Below are 25,157 nucleotides of genomic sequence, written 5' to 3' on the forward strand. Positions count from 1 at the left end.
ACAGGTGAATAATGGCAGGGGTAGCTGGATTCGAACCAACGGATGCCGGGATCAAAACCCGGTGCCTTACCACTTGGCGATACCCCTATTGAACCTTGAAATGACGTAAGGGCGATTCTTGCAGACTGTTCACCAGATAAGATTTACATGGTGCATTCTCAAGAATGTCGGTCACATTCATATCATCAGTCACTTCGATAAAAACACAAGCACCTGTACCTGTAAGCTTTGCAACACCGAATTGATCGAGATATTGCATCGCCTCATCGACTTCTGGATATAGGCTTCGTGCCACTGGCTCAAAGTTATTTCCGAAATCAGATGGCTTTATCTGATAGGCGCAAAATTTAGAGGGCTTCGTGTCTCTTGTCAACGTTTTTTGTGAAAAAAGCTGTTGAGTGCTGATAAAACAGTCAGGTTTTAACACAATGAACTGTTTTTGATCTAAGTCTATGAATGTTAAGTGTTCACCAATACCTTCAGCCCAGGCATTGCGACCATGAACAAAAATGGGCACATCCGCGCCCAGTTTGACACCGAGCTCTGCCAGTTGCTCGGAATTTAAGCCACAATACCATAACTGATTCAGCACAATCAGGGTTGTTGCGGCATTGGATGAGCCACCACCAAGACCTGCACCCATAGGAATATTTTTCTCCAGTCGAATGATCAGACCAGAAGGCGCTTTGGCATAAGGCTGCAAAATCTGCGCTGCACGATAGATGAGATTCTGTTCCAGATCGACTGAGGACAAACCTTCAATCTGGATCTGCTGATCATCTGTTTGCTCAAACTCTAGCCAGTCACACAAATCTATCAACTGAAAGATACTTTGCAGCTCGTGATAACCATTCGGACGGCGACCGGTGATATGGAGAAACAAATTCAGTTTTGCAGGTGAAGGAACACGAATCATCATAGGCTTGCATCAGACCAGTTAACGGTTTTGAATTACCATTGTAATACGGTTTTCACCCCCATTCTCAAGCGACTGCTTTAAAATCAAGCGGTTTGGAAAAGTTGCCTGCTGGTTATAACTGAGATCTACCGTCCAGCCTTGTTCAATAATCTGGCTGATACGCTGTGAGCTGTCTTTCTGGATCTGGGCAGATTGTGTCGCGGGACGTGCCTGTACCCAATCGACTAAATGGCTAATCGGAGCTTGCCAGCCGGTTGCACGTTGCAGTAATTCTTCTGCTGTTGCTGCCTTGATCAGGCCGGTTTTGGCACTATTCAAAGTTACCTGACCAGGAGTACCTGAAATCTGGGTTTTTCCGGCACCTAAAATACCAGTCAGTTCAATATCAAACTCTTCCTGCTGCTGAACCCAGGTAAAAAAGGCACTGCCGCTTTGCTGAGGTGTTCGTACCCCGATTTTACCTTGCAGCTGGAACTGGTTTTTAGCCTGTACCGATGGCGTGACAGGAGCTTTTTGCTGAACCATCTGCTGACAGCCACTCATGAGTAGGGCAGTAGAAGTAAGGAAACAGCAGCCTAAAGTACTTATGTTGCGCATAAAAGAATGGACTCGTTCAGGATTGTGGTGCTAACAATAGCGAATTAAGTTGGTTTAATTCTGGGTCATTTGGATGGTTTTGTTGTAATTGTTGTAACACTTGATGGAATTGTTGTAGATCGCCTTTCATATAAAGCGAACGTGCATAACGGACACCAATTTTCGCACTTGGATTTAGTTCATAGGCTTTAAGCAGCACCTGGGCAGCTGTGGCAAAGTCATTCTGCAGGTAACAGATGTAGCCATAGGTATCCAGAATAGAAGCCTGTTCTGGTGCGTATTCCAGTGCCTGTTCAGCATAGCGCCGTGCTTCATCCAGACGACGATTTTGACGAGCCAGCGTATAGGCATAAGCATTCAGATAGGTTGGACTATTCGGCTCGATTTTAAGCAGGGTTTTTAACAGCTGATCCAGTTGATCACGATCTTCATGTGGATCTAACAATAAGACTTGAGCATAGACCAGTTCCGGATCATCCGGCAGGTTTTTGCTGGCTTCTTCCAGAATTCGGATCGCTGCGTTCTTATTATTCATGCGTTTCAAAATATCCGCCTGAGCCAGATACAGGAAACTGGCATGTTGCGGATAATTGACCCGTTCCTGAGTTAGAAAGCGCAGCGCATCATGCAGTTTATCCTGCTCGGCAAAGATAGCAATGATATTGCGTCGTGAGACCGTATACAGGCTGCCATCCACCAGGCGGTAATAAGCCTTGGCAGTTTCATAATGTTGTTTGCGTTCTGCATTGACCGCCAGATAGTAATAGGCTTCATTCTGGTACTGAGCCGAATAACGGAGCTCAACCAGATATTTTTCGGCCCGTTCATATTGCTGCAGGTCAATACTGGTTAAGCCGGCAATAAACAACGCTTCTTCGTGTTGTGGTGATTTTTTCAGGATCGCTTCTAGTTTTTGTAAGGCCTTTTCAGCTTCATTCAGCTTGATCAGGTATTTAACCTCAGCCAGACGAATATCCATGTTGTTGCGATGTTTGCGACTGGCTTTCTCGTACCATTTTAAAGTTTCCGCATCATCACCCAATGCCGCCAACAGATTGGCTTTCATCAGGATATAGCCAGTCGACTTTGGACGTTTTTTTAAGGCGCGGTTGATGGTATTGAGAGCCTGTTCTAGCTGACCTTTTTGTGCTTCCAGACCGGCGACCAGCACCAGAATCGAAGGATTGTCTTTGGCTTTGCTAGTACTTAGAGCCTGAATTAAATATTCACGGTCATCTGGCTCATCCGGGGCAATCCCGGCCAGAATTTCTTCCAGATCGGCGTTATCATCAATTTTCAGGATCTTTTCTAGCGTTTCTGCCGCCAGTTCGTACTCATGCGCTTTTAAAGCAATATGTGCCAGATAGAATAATGCCGGAACATCTTGCGGTTCTTGGACGACCCAGTGGGTAGAAATATCCAGCGCTGCATTCAGGTCTTCATGTTCGAGGGCGATATTGAGTGCGCGCTGTTTAACCGCGGTGGAATTGCTTTTAATGGCCAGCACAGTATAGTTGTGTAAAGCGTTTGGAATATCGCGATAGGCGAGTGCGAACTCGGCTATCATACTTTGTTTTATCGCATCATAATTTTGATTTGCATGGTAAACTGCTTCTGCTGCATAAAGATGAGCAGTTGAAGCCATGCTAACCACCAGCAAGAATGTGGTAGAATATTGCTTAATGGTAGGGCCGTTTATACGGCTAGTTGTTAGACGCAATTTTTCTTTATCCAAGTAATGCTTTTTATGACACCGATGTTGCACAATAGCATAAATTTAGTGAAATGATGACCTGATATGTCTTTCTTTGCATTGGGTGTCAACCATCAAACTGCCTCTGTAGAGCTGCGCGAAAAGATTGCTTTTAACCCTGAAAAGTTAAGCATTTTACTTGCCGAGCAAAGCCAGCACCCTGTACTGAATGATATGGTGGTGGTGTCTACATGTAACCGGACCGAAGTTTACGCTATGTCGGACAATGTCGACATGGTGCTGAACTGGCTCGCCCAGACCAATAGTATTGATCCCAAGCAATTGCAGAATCACGTTTATCGCTATGAGAATGCGCAAGCCGTCACTCATCTGATGCGTGTCGCCAGTGGTCTCGACTCCCTGATGCTTGGTGAACCGCAGATTCTGGGACAGGTCAAGACTGCACTTTCCCTTGCCAAAGAATCCAAGACCGTTTCGCAAAACCTGAATCGTATCTTTGAATATGCCTTTTATGCGGCCAAGCGTGTGCGCTCGGAAACAGCGGTCGGCAGTCATGCAGTATCAATGGGTTATGCAGTCGCACAATTAGCATTGCAAGTATTTAGCCGACCTGAGCAATTGACTGTGATGGTGGTAGCCGCCGGGGAAATGAACACTCTGGTGGCCAAACATCTGGCAGAAATGGGCGTTGGAAAAATCATTATCTGTAACCGGACTCGTGCTCGTGCAGAGAATCTGGCGCAGGAAATCGCGCATCGTGCAGATGTAGAAATTATTGATTTTGATCAGCTGGCAGCAAACCTGCATCGTGCAGATGTGATTTCTAGTTGTACTGGTAGTTTGCATCAAGTCATTCACTATCCGGATGTTAAAGCCGCTTTAAAGAAGCGCCGTTACCAGCAAATGCTGTTGGTCGATCTGGCTGTCCCACGTGATATTGATCCAAAAGTTGAAAAGCTGGATGGAGTTTATCTCTACGGCGTAGACGATCTGCAAAGCGTGATCGATGAAAACCTGGCGCAGCGTCGTCAGGCAGCGGTCGAAGCGGAAGTCATGGTTAATCAACTGGCGACCGAGTTGATCACCCAGCAGAAGCTGCGTAAGGCGGGTAGTACGATTCATGCTTATCGGGATTATGGGGAAAGCCTGTGTCAGGAAGAACTGGCAACTGCTATGCAACGTATTGCCAAAGGTGAAAGTGCTGAAACAGTATTGGCCGAATTTTCACATCGTTTGACCCAAAAACTTCTGCATCCCACCTCAATCATGCTGCGTGAAGCTGCCAAAGCTGAAGATCCAAGCTATTTTGAAATGCTACAGAATAATTTACAGGACGTGGTACAGCATCGCCGTAAGGCTAAACATTAAGATGATCTTGAGTTAACTTCCCGATATTTAAAAGGCGTTTAAAATAAACACCTTTTTTATTTCTTGGTTTTTAATCTTCGAGCAAGGTCATGGAACGTTTTTTATCAATTTCATAAATCCGCATCTTGAGATTTTTCATCTCCGCAATACTACTAAACTTTTTCGATTTTAATTTGTGTTTTAGACACTGATATTGCAGCTTGATCGAGAAGTCTGCCGCCAGTTTGTCTGCCTGCTCGGGAGAAGAGGTGTAATCGCTGACATTGGCGTGTTGCAAGATATGCTGTAACTCATGATGATGTGCAGCACAGGCACCGAGTACATAATAGGTCGACAGTTCCGGATCATCCGGCAATTCATCGAAAATCACATTAAATATATTCAGGATCTTGAATAGCAATTGATCTTCACTGACTAATGCGCGTAATGGTTCAAAATGGATATACAGATATGGATGATTCAACAGAATCGCAATGACATATTCTTCGGCATCAATTTTAGTACTGAAGCTTAGAGATGCATCATTATTGACTTTGGGTTGCCATTTGCGGCTAAAACCGAGTTTTTCCCGAAAGAACTGTTGCAGCAGATAACGAAATGAGCCAGCTTTGGGTAACAATTCGGTTAGCTGACGTAGTTCTCCCATCACCTGACTTTTACCTTCAGGCGTTGCAATATCGTGATTTTGGGTGAGATGGGCAAAGACAAAGTCAGAGAGCAACGGTGCCTGATCCAGCAGACGTCGGAAATTTTCAATGCCTTCACGACGGATTAGGGAGTCTGGATCATGATCATTCGGCAGGATAAAGAATTTTAACTCACGTCCATCGTTCAGTAAGGGTAGAGCAATTTCTAAAGTACGGCGTGCCGCTTTTTGTCCAGCCGCATCACCATCAAAAGCAATGGTAATCCGGTGATTCTGCTTGAATAGAATATTTAGGTGATCAGTATTACTTGCTGTTCCCAAGGTGGCCACTGCACCATGAATGCCGTATTGCTGCAAGGCAATGACATCCATATAGCCTTCCACCATCAGCCAGTCTTGAGCTTTCTGCTTGCGACCTTCATACAGGCCATACAATAACTGGTTTTTATGGAAAACTTCTGAATCGGGTGAGTTGATGTATTTCGGTTTGATCTCGTCATTCAGTGCACGACCACCAAAACCAACCACGCGACCTTTGCTATCACGAATCGGGAAGATGACCCGATCACGGAGCAGGTCAAAATCCCGGCCACTATCGCTAGTACGAATCAGGCCTAAAAATTTGAGACCTTCAATATCCTGCGGAAAGGCTTTTTCCAGATGTTGCCAGTCTTCCGGTGCATACCCGAGTCGCCAGTAGGCAATCGTTTCTGCGGTCAGACCACGCTGTTTAAAATACTGCTGGGCACTTGGACTATTGGGTAATTGGCGCTCATAAAACTGCGCGATATTCTCCAGCAGGTCGTATAAGTTGCCATCTGCTTGTGCATCTGCTGCAGGCATTTGCTCAAAAGCAGCAAAAGGGTCATCTGTATAAAATTCAGCTTCAGGTGCCTGAATTTCAGCAAATGGATCAAAATAAGCAGACTGTTCAGGCGTCGGATTTGTAGATGTATCCGCAGTTTTTGCTGGTGGTGCTGCAACCGGTTTCGGTTTGGCTTCGCGTTTGTATTTTAAGCGGTTGGAATCTTTATTATCTTTAGGCAGTTCAATTCCGGTCTGGCTAGACAGGTCTTTCATCACTTCAATGAAATTGCGGCTGCCAATATCCATTAAAAAGCGGATAGCATTACCATTGGCCTGACAGCCAAAGCAGTGGAAATACTGCTTGTCACGATAGACGTGAAAAGAAGGCGATTTTTCCTGATGGAAAGGGCAACAACCCGAATAGGTACGGCCAGTTTTTTTTAGTTTCACGTATTGACCAATCACATCGACAATATCGGTGCGATCGAGAATCTGATCAATCGTATGCTGAGGAATGGCCATGGTTTGCTAAGCTTCTCGTGCTGCGTTATTTAGGTGTTAAATCATTGAAAATTAAGAGTAGGATGATTCATCCAACACTATAAATGAATTAATTGGTATAACCTGTTTGCACAATTTGTTCAAGCATTGCTCAGAAAATGCAAAAGGGCAAGTATGATAACTTGCCCTTTGCAAAAATGCACCTGTAACAGTTGGCTTATTCAGCAGTCGGTTCAGGTAGCTCAGTTTCATTAGTTTTAGGACGATCGAGTAGGCCAAACGTCATACGATTGGTCAGACTGCGTTTTTCTGCCTGGGCTTCAGACGACTGGCTAGACGTATCGGTCACGGTTTTGGCTTCTTTACCGAAAATACCCAAAGTTGCACGGTTGAAGAAGCTGCCTTCACTACGTGCTGCACGCAGGTTCACAGTACCATCAGCATTCACCAGACCTGGATAGTTTAGTTTCAGTACTTCGATATATTGCTGTGCTGTGGCTTTGTCACCTAGCTTGTCATAGCCGTAAGCAACGGTTGCCAGCGCTTCTGGAATCTGTGGCGTTTGTGGATAGTGTTCAATCACCCATAAGCCACGTTCAACAGCAGCCAGATATGCTTTACGCTTAATATTGAAACGGGCTGCATTCATTTCGCTTTCTGCCAGTTCCTGACCGATAAACTTCATGCGCTGTGCAGCGTCTACAGCATAGGTACTTGATGGATAGCGGCGAATGAAATCGACAAAATTCTGGTAAGCCACTTTCAGGTAGCTGACATCACGGTGTGACTGTTTTAGTGAGGTATAACGCAGCAGGCCATTATAGTTCTGCTCCATATTCGCTACACCACGAACATAGTAGGCATAGTCGACATTTGGATGTTGTGGATTCAGACGGATAAAGCGTTCTGCCAGTGCAACTGCACCTTCATAATCTTTTTGCTGGAATTTGACATATAGCAGTTCCAGTTGCGCCTGCGGTGCATACTGGCTGGTCGGATAATAGGTTTCCAGTGCTTCGAGCTGTTTTGCTGCATCAGTATATTGTTTGCGATCTAGCGCGTTCTGTGCTTTTTGGATATAAACCTGTTCGCTAGATTCTGGACCTTTGTCCACGACTTCTTTTTTTGGATTACTGCTACAGCCTACCATTGCCGATGCAATGCCTAACGTCACAGCAAGCATTGTCATTTTATAATGTGGTAGCGACATAAAAATTCCTCTGTTAATACGGGCAATGAGCTACAATTGCACTATTAAACCACTTTTGTCTGAATGAGCAAATGAGTCAAGCACAATCTTCCAATTCTAATATCCCTGATACTGATTTCAATTTACTTGAAGATTCTGAGGATGCAGATAACCATACTTCAGACGCAACTGCAACACGTTTATCGTTGCAATTTCAATTGGATGAAAGTTATATCGGGCAACGTATCGACCAGATTGCGGCCATGGTCTGGAGCGATTTTTCTCGAGAAAAGCTCAAGCAATGGATCAAAGACGGCAATTTATTAGTGAATGGTCAACCAGTTAAGCCAAAATTTAAAAGTGACGGTTTTGAAACCCTGACTTTAAACGTTGAACTGGAGGCACAAACCCGTAGTCTGCCTGAAGATATTCCACTGGATATCGTCTATGAAGATGATGACATTATTGTCATTAACAAACCAGTGGGCATGGTGGTGCATCCGGGTGCAGGTAATATGACTGGTACACTGGTTAATGCTTTGCTGCATCATTATCCGAAATCTTCTGAACTGGCGCGTGCAGGTTTAGTGCACCGGATCGATAAAGACACCAGTGGTCTATTGGTGGTTGCAAAAAATCTGGAAGCGCAGTTTGCGCTTAGTAAGCAGCTTGAGAAAAAGACCGTTTACCGTGTGTATGACCTGATCGTCTACGGCAACATCATTGCCGGCGGTACCATTGATGAACCAATCAAACGCCATCCGGTCGATCGTGTGAAAATGGCAGTCCTGCCAGGCGGTAAGGAAGCGGTGACACACTACAATGTGAAAGAACGCTTCCAACATTTCACCCGTATTCAGGCACGTCTGGAAACCGGTCGTACGCACCAGATTCGTGTGCATTTTAGTTACCTGGGCTATGGTCTGGTGGGTGATCAGGTCTATATGCCACGTGTACGTATGCCAGCCGGTGCTTCGCAATTGCTGGATGACACCTTGCGTGGTTTTAAACGTCAAGCATTGCATGCAGCGACTCTAGGCCTGAAGCATCCACGCACCAAAGAAGAAATGACTTTCAATGCGCCGTGGCCAGAAGACTTCGCCAATCTGGTTGAAGTGCTGCGTAGCGAAAATAAGGCCTATTAATTTTCATTCTATTAGCAGTCATTAAAAGGGAAGCGACATGCAATTTGTACAAGGTTTGCCTCAAGGCGTTTATGTGGGTCAGACCCGTGTTCATCATGAACAGGTACAGCCATCAGCCCAGCCAGAGCTGGCGGGCTTTAACGTGGCTTTGCATGTCAAGGACGATCCGGTGCGAGTGCAGAAGCACCGCATCCAGCTGTTGAAAGACTTCCAGCCTTTTGGTGTGGACAAAATTACCTGGATGACACAGACGCATAGCACCATTTGTCATACCATCAATGAACAGATGCCTTTCGATGCGCTGATCGGGGATGGTCTGGTCACACAGCGCAAGGCCCACGCCCTGATGATGATGACGGCAGACTGCTTGCCAGTTGTGCTGGGTAATGCTGAAGGCACTGAAGTGGCCAATCTGCATGCGGGTTGGCGTGGGCTAGCAGGCGGTATCGTTGAAAATACCATTGCTGCGATGCAAACCAAGCCTACCTGGGCATGGCTCGGTGCGGCCATCAGCCAGCCTTGTTTTGAAATTGGCGCAGAAGTAAGAGAAGCTTTCTGTTCCAAATATCCTGAACTGGACAGTGCATTTCAGGCAGGGGAACAGGCCGGAAAATACTATGCGGATCTGTATGCGATAGCGCGTTACATCTTGCAGCAGCAGGGCGTTGAGACTGTTTTAGGTGGCGATCAGTGTTCATATCGTCAGGCGGATGAATACTTTTCTTATCGCCGTGAAGCCAAAACCGGACGCATGGCAACATTCGTGTTTATGGCATGAAAATGTTAAACTTGATTGAAATTCTTGGTTTTTGATTGTTATGTCCCTATCTTCCCAATCTGTTGCGATTGTTTATCACAGTCCTTATGGACACACGGCTAAAGTGGCAAACTTCATTGCCGAAGGCGCACAAAAAACTGGTGTCCAGGTGCATATGATGAATGTGGAACAGGTGGATTGGGAGGTGCTGGACGCTGCCGATGCGATTGTATTTGGCTGTCCAACCTATATGGGTAGTCTAACTTCTGCCATGAAGTTGTTTATGGAGCAGTCTTCCAAGCGCTGGCTGGCACGTAGCTGGCAAAGCAAGCTGGCAGCAGCCTTCACCAATGGTGGTGGCTTAAGTGGGGACAAGCTGGCTGTCTTGCAGCAGATTAATCTGTTTGCGATGCAACATGGCATGTTGTGGTCAGGTCTACCATTAATGCCGACAGGTCGTTCCACTACCGATCTGAATCGTATGTCGAGCTTTCTAGGCCTTATGACCCAGTCTGACAATGCGCCTGTTGAAGTGACACCACCGGAAGGGGATTTGCAAACCGCGATCTGGTTTGGTGAATATATTGCCTTGACACTGGCCCGTCTGAATCTAAAAGCCTAATTCGATCCGTAAAAAAACCTCCATTCATTGGAGGTTTTTTATTGCTGGCATTATTTATGGAAAATACGCGCTTTATCACGTTGCCAGTCACGGTCTTTTTCAGATGCACGCTTGTCGTGTAACTGTTTACCTTTTACCAACGCAATTTCCAGCTTGGCATGCGGGCCTTTCCAGTAACAGGCCAGTGGTACACAGGAATAACCTTTCTGGTTGATTGCACCCATGAGTTTTTCAATTTCACGGCGTTTCAGCAGCAGTTTACGGGTACGTGTCGCTTCAGGGACAACATGGGTAGATGCACTCAGTAAAGGCTGAATCTGTGCGCCGAACAGGAAGGCTTCACCATTTTTAAAGGTGATATAGCTCTCCACAATACTCATACGACCGGCACGCAGGGATTTTACTTCCCAGCCTTGCAAGGAAAGTCCAGCTTCAAATTTTTCTTCAATAAAATAATCGTGACGGGCACGTTTGTTCAGAGCAATCGTTCCGCCGTTATTTTTTTTAACTACAGTTGCTTTCGCCATAATCAGATACTTCCAAAGTTACAGCTATTGTACCGTAACTTTTATTGAGTTGAAGTGTTTAAATTGATGGAGTTTCTTCACTAAAAAATGAAGATTTTGTTAAAATGGAAGCTTACACAATAAACAGAGTACAAATGGATGACTAAAACTCGTGTAATTTATCCGGGAACTTTTGATCCGATCACCAATGGCCACATTGATTTGGTGACCCGCGCAGCAAAGATGTTTGATGAAGTTGTAGTTGCGATTGCAATCGGACATCACAAAAACCCGGTATTTAGTCTTGAAGAACGAGTTGAACTGGCCCAAACGTCATTAAGCCATTTGAACAATGTTGAATTTGTAGGATTTGATGGCCTGCTGGTGAACTTCTTCCGCGAGCAGAATGCGACAGCGGTGTTGCGTGGTTTACGTGCAGTGTCCGATTTTGAGTATGAATTCCAGCTGGCCAACATGAACCGTCAACTGGATTCTCATTTTGAAGCGGTATTTTTAACCCCTTCAGAGCAATATTCTTTTATTTCATCCACATTGGTGCGTGAAATTGCTCGTTTAAGAGGTGATGTGACCAAGTTTGTTCCGCCAAACGTGGTTGAAGCCTTCGAGCGTAAACTTCAACAAGGTTGGTAGAGTGTCTTTATATATCACCGATGAATGTATCAATTGTGATGTCTGTGAACCTGTATGCCCGAATGAGGCAATTTTCATGGGCGAAGTCATCTATGAAATTAACCCGGACTTATGTACAGAGTGCGTTGGGCATCATGATAAACCACAGTGCCAGTTATTCTGCCCCGTGGACTGTATTCCGCTTGATCCGAATCATGTCGAAACGCAGGAACAGCTGCAAGCCAAGTATGAAAAACTGACTGCTCAAAAAACATCAAGCAATTAGTTGCCAGATTTGGTACTATGCGGCTCGAAGTGAGCTAGACGATCGCTGCTGTGGAGATCTCCGTGATTGAAGCAGGGGAGGAAAGTCCGGGCTTCATAGGGCAAGGTGCCAGGTAACGCCTGGGCGGCGTGAGCCGACGGAAAGTGCAGCAGAGAGTAGACCGCCTTCATTATGGTTTCGAGCAATCGGAATCGGAGGTAAGGGTGAAAGGGTGCGGTAAGAGCGCACCGCATGACTGGTAACAGTTCATGGCATGGTAAACCCCACTGGAAGCAAGACCAAATAGGGATCCTTTAGGCATGGCCCATGCTGGATCCGGGTAGGTCGCTTGAGCGTATGAGTGATTGTACGCCTAGAGGAATGATCGTTCTCGACAGAACCCGGCTTATCGGCTCACTTCACCAAATTTTGATCAATCAGCACAATATGGGCTTGACGTTCTAAACAGAAAAACCCATAATGCGCGCACAGTTTAAGGCTATGTAGCTCAGTTGGTTAGAGCACCGCACTCATAATGCGGGGGTCACAAGTTCAAGTCTCGTCATAGCCACCATATTCTGAAAAAACCCACTCCGATTGAGTGGGTTTTTTTATGCCTTTAAAAATTAAAATGATAAGATGAGTGGAAAATAAGTAACTGAATTTTAAAAATAATGAATCAAAATTTTATTAAGTGGATTAAAGAAAATATTGGAAGTTGTTTGTCATGGGCAATAACTTTTGGTTGGTTAATCTTTATCTATTTTAAAATTCATAATGGTTTGCTGCCTAAAGATCTAAATGAGTTTGGAAATTTTATAGCAGGTGCTTTTGCGCCACTTGCATTTTTTGGTTGGTAAGGGGGTTTTATCAGCAAGGCGAGGGCTTAAAGCAAAATTCTGAAGCTTTGAAGATGCAAGCGATTGAATTACAGAAAACTAGTGTTGCACTAAACTTACAGATAGAAGAAATGCAAAAAACAGTTGAACAGCAAAAATTATTAGCAGAATATCAACGTCTTGAAATTGAGGATAAACATCAGTCAATAAATCCAATTCTTACAATAACTTTTACTGTGCAAGAACAATCACATAAATACTACTTAGACTTTAGAGTTAATAATGTTACAGATAATCCAGCTAAAAATTTAACATTATTTCCTGATTTAGAAAACAATATTAATTATTCATCAATAATCAAATCTTACTTTGAAAAAAAATATATGCACATTACTGATGAATTGAGTGAGACTGAGGAGGAATTATTTGATCAAGGTGCTGTATGTGTTAGAAATATACTTCTAACCTATGAAAATATATATTCAAGAAAGTTTAGTGAAAAATTTAAAATTACTTTCCGTAAGGATGTAGACTCAAAGATATTGACAGAGGTTTGTATTGTTGAGTAAATTATTTTCTTAAACTTTATTTATGAATTTTATCAATAATTCAACATCATTCGTCTGCAATTGTTCACGCATCTTTAAAAACTGCTTTTCATCTAAGTCATAGAGCTTAAGTGAAAGCAGTTTTTCTATATCTTCTTCAGGGAAACGATATTTAATAATTTTCGCAGGTACGCCACCGACAACAGCATAAGGTGGCACATCTTTCGTTACTACAGCACCTGTTGCCACCACAGCACCTTCGCCAAGCGTTACACCTTGCATGATCATGGCACGAGAGCCAATCCAGCAACCATCACCAATAACAGTATCACCCGCAGGCACAAAACTGCGTGTATCGAATGGAAACGCAGAAATCCAGTCGGTACGGTGTAACTGGTTGCCACCCATCATAATCACGCATTCTGCACCAAAGCAGACAAAATTACCGATATAAAGCTGGTCAATCGGTTTCTCTGGTGTGGCTGGCTTGTCATGCAGATAACGCACCACACAACGCTCAAAACCTTGATCCCAATAGGCTGAGTAATAACTGTAATTGCCCTTAATATGAATATTTGGATTCTTCACCGTTTTTGATATGAACTCAAATTCACACCAGTGATTCACAGGAGAATTAATTAACTTTTCAGCCATAAGGGGGATACAAAAAATAGTGAATAAGAAATTATACCTAATCGGCGTTTAAACTTGCTGAATAATATCTAAAAGACGCTCAAGCGACTGCGAATAACGCAAATGATTAGACTGGTGTGGATGCTGTAGGAATACGAGCAATCACTTTAATTTCAAAATCAAAACCTGCTAACCACGTGACACCTACTGCTGTCCAGTTAGGATAAGGCTTCTCTGTAAATATCCGACTTTTCACTTTCATGATGCTTTCGAACTGCCGTTCCAGATCAGTATGAAAAGTTGTGACATCGACAATATCATCGAAAGTACAGCCAGCTGCAGCCAATGTAGCAGCCAAGTTTTCAAAGGCTCGTTTTACCTGTTTCTCAAAGTTAGGTTCAGGACTACCATCTTCACGGCTACCAACCTGACCGGATACAAATAATAAATCTTCTGATTTGATGGCAGCAGAATAACCATGCTGTTCATACAGGGCATGGCGATCTTGGGGAGATATTGCAGTTCTAGTCATGATAATCCTCGCTCAATTTTAATTTATACGTATTTTAGGAAGCAATTCAAATCTTCACATACGCCTCGTATGTTAAAATAATTGACATACGAGGCGTATGTCAATTAAAATTTTTCACAATGCTGGTGGAAACAACATATGTCTGTACGTGAACAAAAAATGGCGGAAACCCGCAAAAAACTCATAGAAGTCGCACGATGTGCATTTGCTGAATACGGTTATGCGGATACTTCAATGGATAAGCTCACGGCAGAAGCAGGGCTGACCCGGGGTGCGCTATACCATCATTTTGGAGATAAAAAAGGCTTGTTTGCCGCCGTGGTCGATCAGATTGATTCAGAAATGGCTGAATATGCCGGGCAACATCTGGAGCAGCCTAATGATCTATGGGAAGGATTGATGCTTGAAGGGCGTACTTATATTGAAAATGCTTTGAATGCTGAGTTTCAACAGATTGTGCTACGTGATGGTCCGGCAGTATTAGGGGATCCCGCACATTGGCCAAGTCAAAGTAAATGCCTGCAGTCGACACGTGAATGTGTAGAACAGTTACTGGCTGAAGATAGATTGAAACCAGTTGATGCACTTGCTGCGGCAGTCTTGCTAAATGGTGCAGCAATGAATGCAGCACTATGGGTCGCTTCAAGTGAGGATCCTGCACAGGTCTTATCTCAGGCTTTACAGGCATTTGAAGCCTTGGCGTCTGGCTTCTTAAAATAAAGCCGATAGAAATTTCTAGACTCAATAAAAAAACCCCTCATCTGAGGGGTCTTACAGCCTAAAATATCTATTTAAAAATTAGATATATTCAACGCTTACGATTTCGTATTCAACTTCACCTTGTGGAGTTACGATTTTCACATCGTCGCCTTCGTTTTTACCCAGCAGGCCACGCGCAATCGGAGAGTTCACAGAGATCTTGTTAATCTTAAAGTCTGCTTCGTCATCGCCCACGATTTTGTAAGTTTTGCGCTCTTCAGTGTCCAGATTCTCAATAGTCACAGTGACACCAAAAACTACACGACCATTTTGCTCCAGTTCTTTAACATCAATCACCTGGCAAGCGCCCAGTTTACCTTCGATGTCCTGAATACGGCCTTCACAGAAACCTTGCTGCTCACGCGCAGCATGATATTCCGCGTTTTCTTTTAAATCCCCATGCTCACGTGCCTCTGCAATCGCTGCAGTAATACGTGGACGATCCACAGTTTTCAGTTGGTGTAATTCTTTCTCTAAGGCAAGTTTGCCTTCGGGAGTCATAGGATAACGTTGCATAGTTGTCCCTCAGTAATAAAAATGAAAGTCTATAAATGAAAAAAAGCCCGCCACCGAGAAGGTGACGGGACTTCTCAGTAACGAATTAACCTACTGTTAAATCTTGCAAACGATATACATCCATTGGCAATTTAATTGCTAAAGCTTGGCATACAGCATCAGCACCATTCAAGGTAGTTGTGTTATACACTTTACCTTGTAGCGCTGAACGACGGATCGAGAATGAATCTTCCTGCGCTTTTTTACCTTCAGTCGTATTGATTACAAGGTGGATTTCGCCGTTTTTAATACGGTCCACAATGTTTGGACGACCTTCAGTTACTTTGTTTACGCGTTCACATTCAAGACCAGCTTCGCTAATCACTTTAAATGTACCATCAGTTGCAAGAATCTTGAAGCCTAGGTCAATCAATTGTTTCGCAATGCCTGCTGCACGAGGTTTATCTGAGTCACGTACAGAAATAAATGCGTGTTTCACTTCACCTTCTGTCGGAAGACCAGGTAGACGTTCGTTCGCACCTAGAACAGCTTTATAAAATGCTTCACCGAATGTTTTACCAACTCCCATCACTTCGCCAGTCGATTTCATCTCAGGGCCAAGGATCGGATCAACACCAGGGAATTTGTTGAATGGGAACACTGCTTCTTTTACAGAGAAGTGTTCAGGGATAATCTCTGAAGTGAATCCTTGAGATTCTAGAGATTGACCCGCCATACAACGTGCAGCCACTTTCGCTAAAGATTCGCCGATACACTTAGAAACGAACGGCACAGTACGTGATGCACGTGGGTTCACTTCCAGGATGTAAACGTCTTTGCCTTTAACTGCAAACTGAACGTTCATCAAACCGATTACGCCAAGTTCTTTTGCCATTGCAATTGTCTGACGACGCATTTCGTCCTGAATCTCTTTAGACAAAGAATAAGGAGGAATCGAACATGCTGAGTCACCTGAGTGAATACCTGCTTGTTCAATGTGCTGCATGATGCCGCCAATTACTACGTCTTTACCGTCAGATACGCAGTCTACGTCAACTTCAATTGCATCATCCAGGAAGCGGTCAAGCAGAACAGGTGCTTCGTTTGATGCTTGAACCGCATCACGTAAGTAACGTTTGAGTTCTTCGTCGTTGTACACGATTTCCATCGCACGACCACCAAGGACGTAAGAAGGACGTACAACAAGTGGATAGCCTACTTTAGATGCTTCAGCCATACCTTCTTCAGCAGATTTTACGATGCTGTTATTTGGTTGACGAAGTTGCAGACGTTGAATCATTTGCTGGAAACGTTCACGGTCTTCTGCGCGGTCAATCGCATCAGGAGATGTACCAATGATTGGCGCACCCGCTTCTTCTAAAGCACGAGCCAGTTTCAAAGGTGTTTGACCACCGTACTGTACGATAATGCCTTTTGGCTTCTCGATACGTACGATTTCAAGAACGTCTTCAAGTGTAATTGGTTCGAAGTACAAACGGTCAGATGTGTCGTAATCCGTAGAAACAGTTTCAGGGTTACAGTTCACCATGATGGTTTCATAGCCGTCTTCACGCATTGCAAGGGCAGCGTGTACACAGCAGTAATCGAATTCGATCCCTTGACCGATACGGTTAGGGCCGCCACCAATCACCATGATCTTGTCGCGGTTAGACGGATTAGATTCACACTCTTCATCATAAGTTGAGTACATATAAGCAGTATCAGATTCGAATTCTGCAGCACATGTATCCACACGTTTGTAGACTGGAGTGACGCCCAGGTTCCAACGGTGTTTACGGAATTGTTTTTGTGAAATGCCCATCAAGTCCGCAATGCGAAGATCTGATAAGCCTTTACGTTTGAATGCACGGATGTTGTCTGCGTTCAAGTCGCCAAAACCTAAAGTTTTGATCTGGTTTTCAGTTTTGATGATGTCTTCGATTTGAATCAAGAACCAGCGGTCAATGTTCGTTGCAGCGAATACTTCGTCTAAAGTAAAGCCGTGACGGAATGCGTCGCCCACGTACCAAATACGCTCAGGACCTGGCACTTTAAGCTCTTGCAAGATTTTGTCGCGCGCGCCTTCAGCACCCACTTCAATTTTTTCGTCAAAACCAGAAGCGCCCACTTCAAGACCACGAAGCGCTTTTTGCATAGACTCCTGGAAGTTACGACCAATGGCCATCACTTCACCCACAGATTTCATCTGTGTTGTCAAAGTTGCATCAGCTTGTGGGAATTTTTCAAAGTTGAAACGAGGAATTTTGGTTACAACGTAGTCGATTGCAGGTTCGAATGATGCAGGTGTTGTACCGCCAGTGATGTCGTTTTTCAACTCATCAAGCGTATAACCCACAGCCAGTTTCGCTGCGATTTTCGCAATCGGGAAACCTGTTGCTTTAGATGCAAGAGCAGATGAACGAGAAACACGCGGGTTCATCTCGATCACAACCATACGGCCGTCTTTCGGGTTAATACCGAACTGAACGTTAGAACCACCTGTTTCTACACCAATTTCACGAAGTACAGCTAGAGAAGCGTTACGTAGTAACTGGAATTCTTTATCTGTAAGCGTTTGCGCAGGCGCAACAGTGATCGAGTCACCTGTGTGCACGCCCATTGGGTCGAAGTTTTCAATGGTACATACAATGATACAGTTGTCGTTTTTGTCACGAACAACTTCCATTTCGTATTCTTTCCAGCCAATCAATGATTCATCGATCAATAACTGGTGAGTAGGAGAGAGGTCGAAACCGCGTTCACAGATTTCCAGGAATTCTTCACGGTTGTAAGCAATACCACCGCCTGAACCACCCATAGTGAATGATGGACGGATAATCACAGGGAAGCCGAAGCGCGCTTGAATCTCAAGTGCTTCTTCCATAGATTCAGCAATAGCCGCTTTTGGACACTCGAGACCAATTTTACGCATTGCTTCGTCAAACAGTTTACGGTCTTCTGCTTTTTCGATCGCTTCTTTGGTCGCGCCGATCAGCTCAACGTTGTATTTTTCAAGAATACCGTTGGCATCCAGTGCAAGGGCACAGTTCAGTGCAGTCTGGCCACCCATCGTTGGAAGGACAGCATCTGGACGTTCTTTTTCAATGATTGCTGCAACAGTCTGCCAGGTAATCGGTTCGATATACGTCGCATCTGCCATTGCAGGGTCGGTCATAATGGTGGCTGGGTTAGAGTTCACCAGAATAACGCGGTAGCCTTCTTCACGAAGCGCTTTACATGCTTGAGCACCTGAGTAGTCAAACTCACATGCTTGACCGATGACGATCGGACCAGCACCAATGATCAAGATGCTTTTAATGTCAGTACGTTTAGCCATGATGCTTCCTTAGTTACTTCTTAGATGCTTCGATAAGTTCGATGAAATGATCGAACAATGGTGCGCAGTCATGTGGACCAGGGCTTGCTTCAGGGTGACCCTGGAAGCTGAACGCAGGTTTGTCTGTACGATGGATACCTTGGTTTGTACCATCAAACAGTGAGCGATGAGTCACACGCAATACCGCAGGCAAGGTGCTTTCATCCACTGCGAAGCCGTGGTTTTGAGAAGTAATCATCACTGTACCAGTTTCGATGTTCTGTACAGGATGGTTAGCGCCATGGTGACCGTGCGGCATTTTTACCGTTTTAGCACCCGATGCAAGAGCAAGAATCTGGTGACCCAAGCAGATACCAAATACTGGAATTTCAGTTGTTTCAACAATTGTTTTTACAGCTTCAATTGCGTAGTCACATGCAGCTGGATCGCCAGGACCATTTGACAGGAATACGCCATCTGGATTTAACGCAAGTACTTTTTCAGCAGGAGTTTGTGCAGGCACCACAGTCAATTTACAGCCGCGGTCTGCGAGCATACGCAAGATGTTGGTTTTGACACCGTAGTCGTATGCAACCACATGGAATTTAAGTTCAGGTTGAGTAAAGCCTTTGCCAAGTGCCCATGAGCCTTCAGTCCATTCGAAACCGCTCGGATCACAGCATTCTTTCGCAAGGTCTAAACCACTTAAACCACCGAATGCACGTGCTTTTTCGACTGCTTCTTCTTCAGTGATGTTTTCACCCGCAAGGATACAACCGTTTTGTGCACCTTTATCACGCAAAATTCGAGTTAATCGTCGCGTGTCGATGTCAGCAATGGCAACTACATTGTGCTGTTTTAAATAATCACCAAGTGATTGATTCGCACGGAAGTTACTATGTAGTAAAGGAAGGTCGCGGATAATTAAACCGTTTGCCCATACTTTATGAATACGACCTGATTCAGCGTCTTCTTCGTTGCAACCTGTGTTACCGATATGTGGGTAAGTCAGCGTTACAAGCTGCTGTGCATAACTAGGATCAGTCAAAATTTCTTGATAGCCAGTCATGGCAGTGTTGAAAACGACTTCACCAGTCGTACAACCCGATGCGCCAATTGAAGTACCTTTAAAGATAGTTCCGTCGGCAAGGGCTAAAATTGCTGGGGTGCTCAAACCAAAGCTCCTGAAATTTAGGCTGTAAAAAAGCGAGTAGACGAAAAAAAAGGAAGGTTAATTTTTAAACCTACCCTCCTATGTCTGCTCGCTTGAACTTAACACGGCATTATACGCAGAACCACCCCCCAAGTCCAATAGCTTTGCAGCAAAAGTATGAGATAAATGGCTTGCTTTTTGCTTGAAAGTCTGTTTTACGAACAACGTAAAAAAATGTAAGCAATTAAGAATTGTCTAACAAATCAAATCTTAATTTTTATCAAAACTACTAATATGGATGAGTCGTAATATAATTATAGGAATAAGACACATGACTACAGCAGCGAAATCTTCCCAATCCAAGAAAAAGATCAATACCGTGGTTTCAGAAACGACTGAACAGCTTGAAAAAGTAGCAGCTGAGGCCAAAGAACAGGTGGTAGAAACTATCGAAGAAAGCAAAGAGAAACTTGAAGTCGAAGCGAAACAGCTGGGTGATACTGTGCAGGAACAGTTACGCCAGTTAAAACAGGATCTGTTACAACGGATCGATACTCTGAAAGAGCAGTTTTTTGGTTCGCAAAAAGAACTGACTGAATTAACCAGTTTTATCAAAACCGAATTTACCGCAGTGATTGAAGACTTATCCAATATGGGTAAAGAACTGAAAGAAGATGTCAGCCAGATCTCGACCAAACATAAAGAGCATCTGACTGGTACATTCAAGCGCTCAAAAGACAGCACCATTGAAGTCCTGAAAAAGGTCAAACCCATGGTAAAAGCTGAAAGTTCAGAAAAAAGCCTTGAGCTGAAGAGTTAAGGGAATACGCTGACTAAAATTGCATGAAAGGAGAACTAGATATGTTCTCCTTTGTCTTTTTGAGGCAAACGGACTCACAATAATAATGAAAGGGGGTCACGATGCAGCAGCATTATTTTGCAGGTGTACTTGGTTTACTGACGCTGATTATGATGCTTAATCTGGAAAGTTGGTTGATGCGTGCACTTTATCTGGGTGTGATGATGTTATGCTTGGGATTCTTTGGACTAACTTTTGGAACGATTATCCTGATCATCTTCACGTTAACTATAATTTTTTATGCCGCGGTAAAATCAGTGCAGGACAATTACCGCTTACATCACTAAAATGTCGAAAACAATTAAAACGAACTCTTAGTCTATCAGCTTAAATATCGTTTAAATTATTATTAAAGTAGCCAACCCTAAGTATAGAGAGCAGGCTAGTTGTATCAATTTAATTTTGACCTGAATCCATGTAATGAAAATACAGGTAAATATTTTCCTCAAGCTATAACAGCGAGCTTTGAACGGATGAGCCGGAAAAGCCCATAAAAAAACGTGAGACTTTAATGCTCACGTTTTTTAATATCTTTTTTATCCAGTAAATGCTTTTAATCTGCATTAAAAGACATGCAGCCAATCCCGTTTATTGTGGAAGTCTGCTTCTGGACTGCTGTGCTGCATTGCAAAGTATTGATCACCTTGTGAGGTTTTTAATACTGCTGTCAGACCAATAAACAGGTCTGCCCATTTAAGTTTGTGCTCAACCATAAACTCGGTCAGATCCAGACTGACATTAAGGCCATAATGGGTGCGTTTAAGCTGATTCAGTTCGATATCGTATGCAGCAGGTGGCGGCATATCTTCCGGATAGCGATATTCCTCAAACTGATAGGCTTGCCAGGCCTGAGAAGGGGAGAGATTGATTTCGCGATAATAATCTTCACCCTGAACCCCGATAAAGATTTCAAAGCAGGTCTGTTCCCACAAAAAATCACGACGGGGATGTGCAGTAACCATTTCTGGCCACAGCACGTACTGGTTGGGATCGCGCAACCAAAATCCGACATTCAAGCTGCATGGATTTTGCTGTTCGATGGCACCGACCAATGAGATTGCCTGAAAACGGCGATCAAATGCGCTGAGTTCGTAACTGGCCATAAATCCTGTACTTAGTTAGAAAGATGGGCAAAACGGACAAGATTGGATAACTTCTGGTTTTGCTTTGGAGCTTTCTTGTAAAGCAGCGCAATTTTACCAATAGTTTGTACCACTTCAGCACCTGTAGTTTCTGAAAGTTCAGCAATGAGTGCTACACGTGCTTCACGGTCTTCAGCCACCACTTTTACTTTAATGAGTTCGTGATCATTAAGGGCACGATTTAGCTCTTCAACTACAGATTCAGTTAAGCCTTTGTCACCAAGCATTACAACCGGGTTTAATGCATGTCCAATTTGACGTAAACGCTTACGTTCCTGAATAGATAAAGACGCCATGAGAGATAACCTAATTTTTAAAACGGCTTAGTATAGCAAAAGCGAAAAACAAACGCTGTAAATTCTCAGGAAATAATCACTTGTAAATAATCGCAAATCACACCGGAATACTCAGATTTAGATACACATGTATACTGCAAAAAATGTGTTTTTCACGTACAATGAATCATTAGAAGTTTTTTTTATTTAGAGAGTTATGGCAACACGCATTACCAACCAAAAGTTATCTAAAAGTAGTCGTGCGTGGATGAGAGAGCATCTTGATGACTTTTATGTGAAAAAAGCACAAAAAGAAGGTTATCGTGCCCGTGCTGCGTACAAGTTGCTAGAAATTCAGGAAAAATACGGCATTATCAAACCCGGCATGACTGTAGTGGACTTAGGTGCTGCCCCAGGAAGCTGGTCCCAGATTGCCGGAAAACTGGTCGGTGATAAAGGTCTGGTGATTGCATCAGACATCTTAGAAATGGATGCGCTACCTGATGTGACTTTCTTGCAGGGCGATTTCCGTGAACAAGAAGTATTCGATAAATTGTTAAATATTTTAAACGGACGCACAGTAGACGTTGTAATTTCAGATATGGCCCCCAATACATCAGGTAATAGAGCTGTAGATCAACCACGTCAGATTTATTTATGTGAACTTGCTCTGGATTTTGCCAACAAGGTACTCGGTCCGAAAGGACAGTTTGTAGTGAAAGTATTCCAGGGTTCAGGTTTTGATGAATTTCGTAAAGAAGTCGTTAACAGTTTTGATGTATTGAAGACGATTAAACCTGCTGCATCACGTGCCCGTTCGAAAGAAGTGTTTTTGGTCGGACAGGGACGCAAGAAGGCTTTGAAATAAAGTTTACTTGCCAACACGTTAAAAATTGTGCATTTTGTAGGTTTTTACATTATTGCAAATTGATTTGCAGCTTATTGATTAAGGTCACCCTTCGAGGGCATGATCAAATTAGATTGGAATGGGAAATAAAGCTTTGAGCGATCTTTTTAAGAATGCCGTATTGTGGCTCGTGATACTGGGTGTGCTGGTGTTAATCTTCAGCAACGTCAGTGACCGCAATCAACCGACTACAATGAACTATTCGGAGTTTGTTGCCGCGGTCAATGCTGGCCAAATTAAACAAGTTACAATTGATGGCGAAAGAATTCGCGGTGAAAAATCAAACGGTTCAGAGTTTGAAAGCATTCGCCCGGCAGTTCAAGACCCAGAACTGATGCCAAGCCTGATTAAAAATAATGTAGTCGTTGAAGGTGAAGCGCCTCAACGTCAAGGCTTGCTCATGCAATTGCTGATTGCAAGTTTCCCTGTGCTTCTAATCATTTTGTTATTCATGTTCTTTATGCGCAACATGGGTGGCGGTGCAGGCGGCAAGAATGGCCCAATGAGCTTTGGTAAATCTAAAGCGAAAATGCTATCTGAAGACCAGATCAAAGTAACATTTACTGATGTGGCGGGTTGTGATGAAGCAAAACAGGAAGTGGTCGAAATCGTTGACTTCCTGAAAGATCCTGCAAAATTCAAACGTCTGGGTGCGACTATTCCTAAAGGCGTCCTGATGGTGGGTCCTCCAGGTACAGGTAAAACCCTGCTGGCTAAAGCCATTGCAGGTGAAGCAAAAGTTCCATTCTTTAGTATCTCAGGTTCTGACTTCGTTGAAATGTTTGTCGGTGTCGGTGCATCTCGTGTACGTGACATGTTCGAACAGGCAAAACGCCATGCACCATGTATCATCTTCATTGATGAGATTGATGCAGTCGGTCGTCATCGTGGTTCAGGTACAGGTGGCGGTCATGATGAACGTGAACAGACTCTGAACCAGATGCTGGTAGAGATGGACGGTTTTGAAGGCAATGAAGGCATTATCGTGATCGCTGCAACTAACCGTGCTGATGTACTGGATAAAGCTTTACTTCGTCCAGGCCGTTTCGACCGTCAAGTCATGGTAGGTCTGCCAGATATTAAAGGTCGTGAGCAAATCCTGAATGTACATTTGAAGAAATTGCCTTCTACTACGGGTGTAGATGTCAAAGTGCTTGCTCGTGGTACACCAGGCTTCTCAGGTGCACAGTTGGCCAACCTTGTAAACGAAGCGGCATTATTTGCTGCACGTCGTAACAAGAACACCGTCGATATGCATGACTTTGAAGATGCGAAAGACAAACTGTACATGGGCCCTGAACGTAAATCGATGGTACTTCGTGAAGAAGAGCGTCGTGCTACGGCTTACCATGAAGCAGGTCATGCGATTGTGGCAGAAATGCTTCCAGGTACAGATCCTGTGCATAAAGTCACCATCATGCCGCGTGGCTGGGCATTGGGTGTCACCTGGCAGTTGCCTGAGTTTGACCAGACTAGCCATTATAAAGACAAGATGTTGAATGAACTTTCAATCCTGTTTGGTGGTCGTATCGCAGAAGAAGTATTTATTAACCAGATGTCGACTGGTGCTTCGAATGACTTTGAACGTGCAACTAAAATGGCACGTGCAATGGTGACCAAATATGGTATGTCGGACAAGTTAGGCGTCATGGTCTATGAAGATGACTCTCAACAGTCATTTATGGGTAGCATTGGTACCCGTACGATTTCTGAGGCCACCCAACAACAGGTAGATGCGGAAGTTCGTCGCATCATCGATGAGCAATACAAGGTTGCACGCGATATCCTTGAAAATAACAAAGATATTGCCCATGCCATGGTGAAAGCGCTACTTGAGTGGGAAACAATTGATCGTGAACAGATTCGTGACATTATGGAAGGTCGTGAGCCAAAACCACCTAAAGTTTATGTTTCAGACAATCCAGTGATTGATGTAACACCGACTGATGGTCCAATGACTCCTCCGCCATTACCAGCGAACTAAGTTAACAATTAAAACCACCTTCGGGTGGTTTTTTTATGGCTATTATTTT

At 43.9% G+C, this 25,157-nt stretch carries 26 protein-coding genes, 2 tRNA genes and 1 other RNA gene; 15 read left to right on the plus strand and 14 right to left on the minus strand.

Annotation, left to right across the window (positions count from 1 at the left end; translation table 11 throughout):
- Positions 1-12: 12 nt before the first annotated feature.
- From RJ01_RS04325 to RJ01_RS04340, 4 genes are all read right to left on the minus strand, one after another.
- Positions 13-87 (minus strand) — tRNA-Gln (locus RJ01_RS04325).
- A complete protein-coding gene (ispE, locus tag RJ01_RS04330) occupies positions 86-916 on the minus strand; it encodes a 4-(cytidine 5'-diphospho)-2-C-methyl-D-erythritol kinase (RefSeq protein ID WP_034170163.1) in 831 nt (276 codons plus the stop codon). The genes RJ01_RS04325 and ispE overlap by 2 nt, the downstream gene beginning before the upstream one ends.
- Before the next feature lie 21 nt (positions 917-937).
- Positions 938-1,516 (minus strand): lipoprotein insertase outer membrane protein LolB, encoded by a 579-nt coding sequence (gene lolB / locus RJ01_RS04335; protein WP_034170164.1) that lies wholly within the window; start codon positions 1,514-1,516, stop codon positions 938-940.
- A 16-nt stretch (positions 1,517-1,532) separates the two neighbouring features.
- The gene (locus tag RJ01_RS04340) at positions 1,533-3,236 is read right to left on the minus strand and encodes a tetratricopeptide repeat protein (protein ID WP_034170204.1); all 1,704 of its coding nucleotides are present in this window, start codon (positions 3,234-3,236) and stop codon (positions 1,533-1,535) included.
- Positions 3,237-3,314: 78 nt separating this feature from the next.
- Here RJ01_RS04340 and hemA point away from each other — a divergent pair, with 78 nt between their 5' ends.
- Positions 3,315-4,598, plus strand: a complete 1,284-nt coding sequence (gene hemA, locus RJ01_RS04345; protein ID WP_034170165.1) for a glutamyl-tRNA reductase — start codon at positions 3,315-3,317, stop codon at positions 4,596-4,598.
- A gap of 70 nt (positions 4,599-4,668) precedes the next feature.
- Here the strand turns inward: hemA and RJ01_RS04350 are convergent, their stop codons facing one another.
- Both RJ01_RS04350 and RJ01_RS04355 read right to left on the minus strand, forming a co-directional pair.
- Positions 4,669-6,573, minus strand: coding sequence for a DNA primase (locus tag RJ01_RS04350; protein WP_034170166.1), 1,905 nt, complete (start codon positions 6,571-6,573; stop codon positions 4,669-4,671).
- Between the two features lie 196 nt (positions 6,574-6,769).
- Positions 6,770-7,762 (minus strand): outer membrane protein assembly factor BamD, encoded by a 993-nt coding sequence (locus RJ01_RS04355; RefSeq protein ID WP_034170167.1) that lies wholly within the window; start codon positions 7,760-7,762, stop codon positions 6,770-6,772.
- 71 nt (positions 7,763-7,833) lie between these two features.
- Between RJ01_RS04355 and rluD the strand changes: the two genes are divergently transcribed.
- The 3 genes from rluD to RJ01_RS04370 are packed head-to-tail and all read left to right on the plus strand — an operon-like array spanning position 7,834 to position 10,265.
- Positions 7,834-8,886: a 23S rRNA pseudouridine(1911/1915/1917) synthase RluD gene (gene rluD / locus RJ01_RS04360; RefSeq protein WP_004784827.1), complete on the plus strand. Its 1,053-nt coding sequence runs from the start codon at positions 7,834-7,836 to the stop codon at positions 8,884-8,886.
- 37 nt (positions 8,887-8,923) lie between these two features.
- A complete protein-coding gene (pgeF, locus tag RJ01_RS04365; RefSeq protein ID WP_034170168.1) occupies positions 8,924-9,664 on the plus strand; it encodes a peptidoglycan editing factor PgeF in 741 nt (246 codons plus the stop codon).
- A gap of 40 nt (positions 9,665-9,704) precedes the next feature.
- On the plus strand, positions 9,705-10,265 hold the full coding sequence (locus RJ01_RS04370) for a flavodoxin family protein (RefSeq protein WP_034170169.1): 561 nt from the start codon (positions 9,705-9,707) through the stop codon (positions 10,263-10,265).
- A 50-nt stretch (positions 10,266-10,315) separates the two neighbouring features.
- On the opposite strand, the gene smpB is transcribed toward RJ01_RS04370, so the two are convergent.
- Positions 10,316-10,792, minus strand: a complete 477-nt coding sequence (gene smpB, locus RJ01_RS04375; RefSeq protein WP_004784822.1) for an SsrA-binding protein SmpB — start codon at positions 10,790-10,792, stop codon at positions 10,316-10,318.
- Positions 10,793-10,930: 138 nt separating this feature from the next.
- Here smpB and coaD point away from each other — a divergent pair, with 138 nt between their 5' ends.
- The 6 genes from coaD (at position 10,931) to RJ01_RS16515 (ending at position 13,074) form a co-directional block, all read left to right on the plus strand.
- Positions 10,931-11,422: a pantetheine-phosphate adenylyltransferase gene (gene coaD / locus RJ01_RS04380; protein ID WP_004784820.1), complete on the plus strand. Its 492-nt coding sequence runs from the start codon at positions 10,931-10,933 to the stop codon at positions 11,420-11,422.
- 1 nt (position 11,423) lies between these two features.
- On the plus strand, positions 11,424-11,687 hold the full coding sequence (locus RJ01_RS04385; RefSeq protein ID WP_034170170.1) for a YfhL family 4Fe-4S dicluster ferredoxin: 264 nt from the start codon (positions 11,424-11,426) through the stop codon (positions 11,685-11,687).
- A gap of 26 nt (positions 11,688-11,713) precedes the next feature.
- An RNA gene (rnpB, locus tag RJ01_RS15600) (RNase P RNA component class A) lies at positions 11,714-12,091 on the plus strand.
- Positions 12,092-12,163: 72 nt separating this feature from the next.
- Positions 12,164-12,240 (plus strand) — tRNA-Met (locus RJ01_RS04390).
- A gap of 100 nt (positions 12,241-12,340) precedes the next feature.
- Positions 12,341-12,526: a hypothetical protein gene (locus tag RJ01_RS16510; RefSeq protein ID WP_227504403.1), complete on the plus strand. Its 186-nt coding sequence runs from the start codon at positions 12,341-12,343 to the stop codon at positions 12,524-12,526.
- A 53-nt stretch (positions 12,527-12,579) separates the two neighbouring features.
- Positions 12,580-13,074 (plus strand): hypothetical protein, encoded by a 495-nt coding sequence (locus tag RJ01_RS16515; protein WP_227504404.1) that lies wholly within the window; start codon positions 12,580-12,582, stop codon positions 13,072-13,074.
- Between the two features lie 9 nt (positions 13,075-13,083).
- Here RJ01_RS16515 and RJ01_RS04400 read toward each other — a convergent pair whose 3' ends face one another.
- Positions 13,084-13,707 carry a CatB-related O-acetyltransferase gene (locus RJ01_RS04400; RefSeq protein WP_034170171.1) on the minus strand — a complete coding sequence of 208 codons (624 nt, stop codon included), beginning with the start codon at positions 13,705-13,707 and terminating at the stop codon, positions 13,084-13,086.
- Between the two features lie 106 nt (positions 13,708-13,813).
- Positions 13,814-14,218, minus strand: coding sequence for a RidA family protein (locus tag RJ01_RS04405; protein ID WP_034170172.1), 405 nt, complete (start codon positions 14,216-14,218; stop codon positions 13,814-13,816).
- 138 nt (positions 14,219-14,356) lie between these two features.
- On the opposite strand from RJ01_RS04405, the gene RJ01_RS04410 reads away from it, so the two are divergent.
- A complete protein-coding gene (locus RJ01_RS04410; RefSeq protein ID WP_034170173.1) occupies positions 14,357-14,938 on the plus strand; it encodes a TetR/AcrR family transcriptional regulator in 582 nt (193 codons plus the stop codon).
- 78 nt (positions 14,939-15,016) lie between these two features.
- On the opposite strand, the gene greA is transcribed toward RJ01_RS04410, so the two are convergent.
- From greA to carA, 3 genes are all read right to left on the minus strand, one after another.
- Positions 15,017-15,493, minus strand: a complete 477-nt coding sequence (gene greA, locus RJ01_RS04415) for a transcription elongation factor GreA (protein ID WP_005236827.1) — start codon at positions 15,491-15,493, stop codon at positions 15,017-15,019.
- 85 nt (positions 15,494-15,578) lie between these two features.
- Positions 15,579-18,809 carry a carbamoyl-phosphate synthase large subunit gene (gene carB, locus RJ01_RS04420; RefSeq protein WP_034170174.1) on the minus strand — a complete coding sequence of 1,077 codons (3,231 nt, stop codon included), beginning with the start codon at positions 18,807-18,809 and terminating at the stop codon, positions 15,579-15,581.
- 13 nt (positions 18,810-18,822) lie between these two features.
- Positions 18,823-19,962: a glutamine-hydrolyzing carbamoyl-phosphate synthase small subunit gene (gene carA, locus RJ01_RS04425; RefSeq protein WP_034170175.1), complete on the minus strand. Its 1,140-nt coding sequence runs from the start codon at positions 19,960-19,962 to the stop codon at positions 18,823-18,825.
- 310 nt (positions 19,963-20,272) lie between these two features.
- Here carA and RJ01_RS04430 point away from each other — a divergent pair, with 310 nt between their 5' ends.
- Both RJ01_RS04430 and RJ01_RS04435 read left to right on the plus strand, forming a co-directional pair.
- Positions 20,273-20,761 (plus strand): hypothetical protein, encoded by a 489-nt coding sequence (locus RJ01_RS04430; protein ID WP_034170176.1) that lies wholly within the window; start codon positions 20,273-20,275, stop codon positions 20,759-20,761.
- A 101-nt stretch (positions 20,762-20,862) separates the two neighbouring features.
- The gene (locus tag RJ01_RS04435; protein ID WP_004784802.1) at positions 20,863-21,087 is read left to right on the plus strand and encodes a hypothetical protein; all 225 of its coding nucleotides are present in this window, start codon (positions 20,863-20,865) and stop codon (positions 21,085-21,087) included.
- Positions 21,088-21,363: 276 nt separating this feature from the next.
- On the opposite strand, the gene RJ01_RS04440 is transcribed toward RJ01_RS04435, so the two are convergent.
- Positions 21,364-21,903: a DOMON-like domain-containing protein gene (locus tag RJ01_RS04440; RefSeq protein WP_034170177.1), complete on the minus strand. Its 540-nt coding sequence runs from the start codon at positions 21,901-21,903 to the stop codon at positions 21,364-21,366.
- A gap of 11 nt (positions 21,904-21,914) precedes the next feature.
- A complete protein-coding gene (gene yhbY, locus RJ01_RS04445) occupies positions 21,915-22,238 on the minus strand; it encodes a ribosome assembly RNA-binding protein YhbY (RefSeq protein ID WP_034170178.1) in 324 nt (107 codons plus the stop codon).
- Between the two features lie 196 nt (positions 22,239-22,434).
- Between yhbY and rlmE the strand changes: the two genes are divergently transcribed.
- Positions 22,435-23,085, plus strand: a complete 651-nt coding sequence (rlmE, locus tag RJ01_RS04450) for a 23S rRNA (uridine(2552)-2'-O)-methyltransferase RlmE (protein WP_004784794.1) — start codon at positions 22,435-22,437, stop codon at positions 23,083-23,085.
- 133 nt (positions 23,086-23,218) lie between these two features.
- Positions 23,219-25,108, plus strand: coding sequence for an ATP-dependent zinc metalloprotease FtsH (ftsH, locus tag RJ01_RS04455; protein WP_034170205.1), 1,890 nt, complete (start codon positions 23,219-23,221; stop codon positions 25,106-25,108).
- Positions 25,109-25,157 lie beyond the last annotated feature (49 nt).

Source organism: Acinetobacter sp. YZS-X1-1 (assembly GCF_000804305.1).
GTDB lineage: Bacteria > Pseudomonadota > Gammaproteobacteria > Pseudomonadales > Moraxellaceae > Acinetobacter > Acinetobacter variabilis.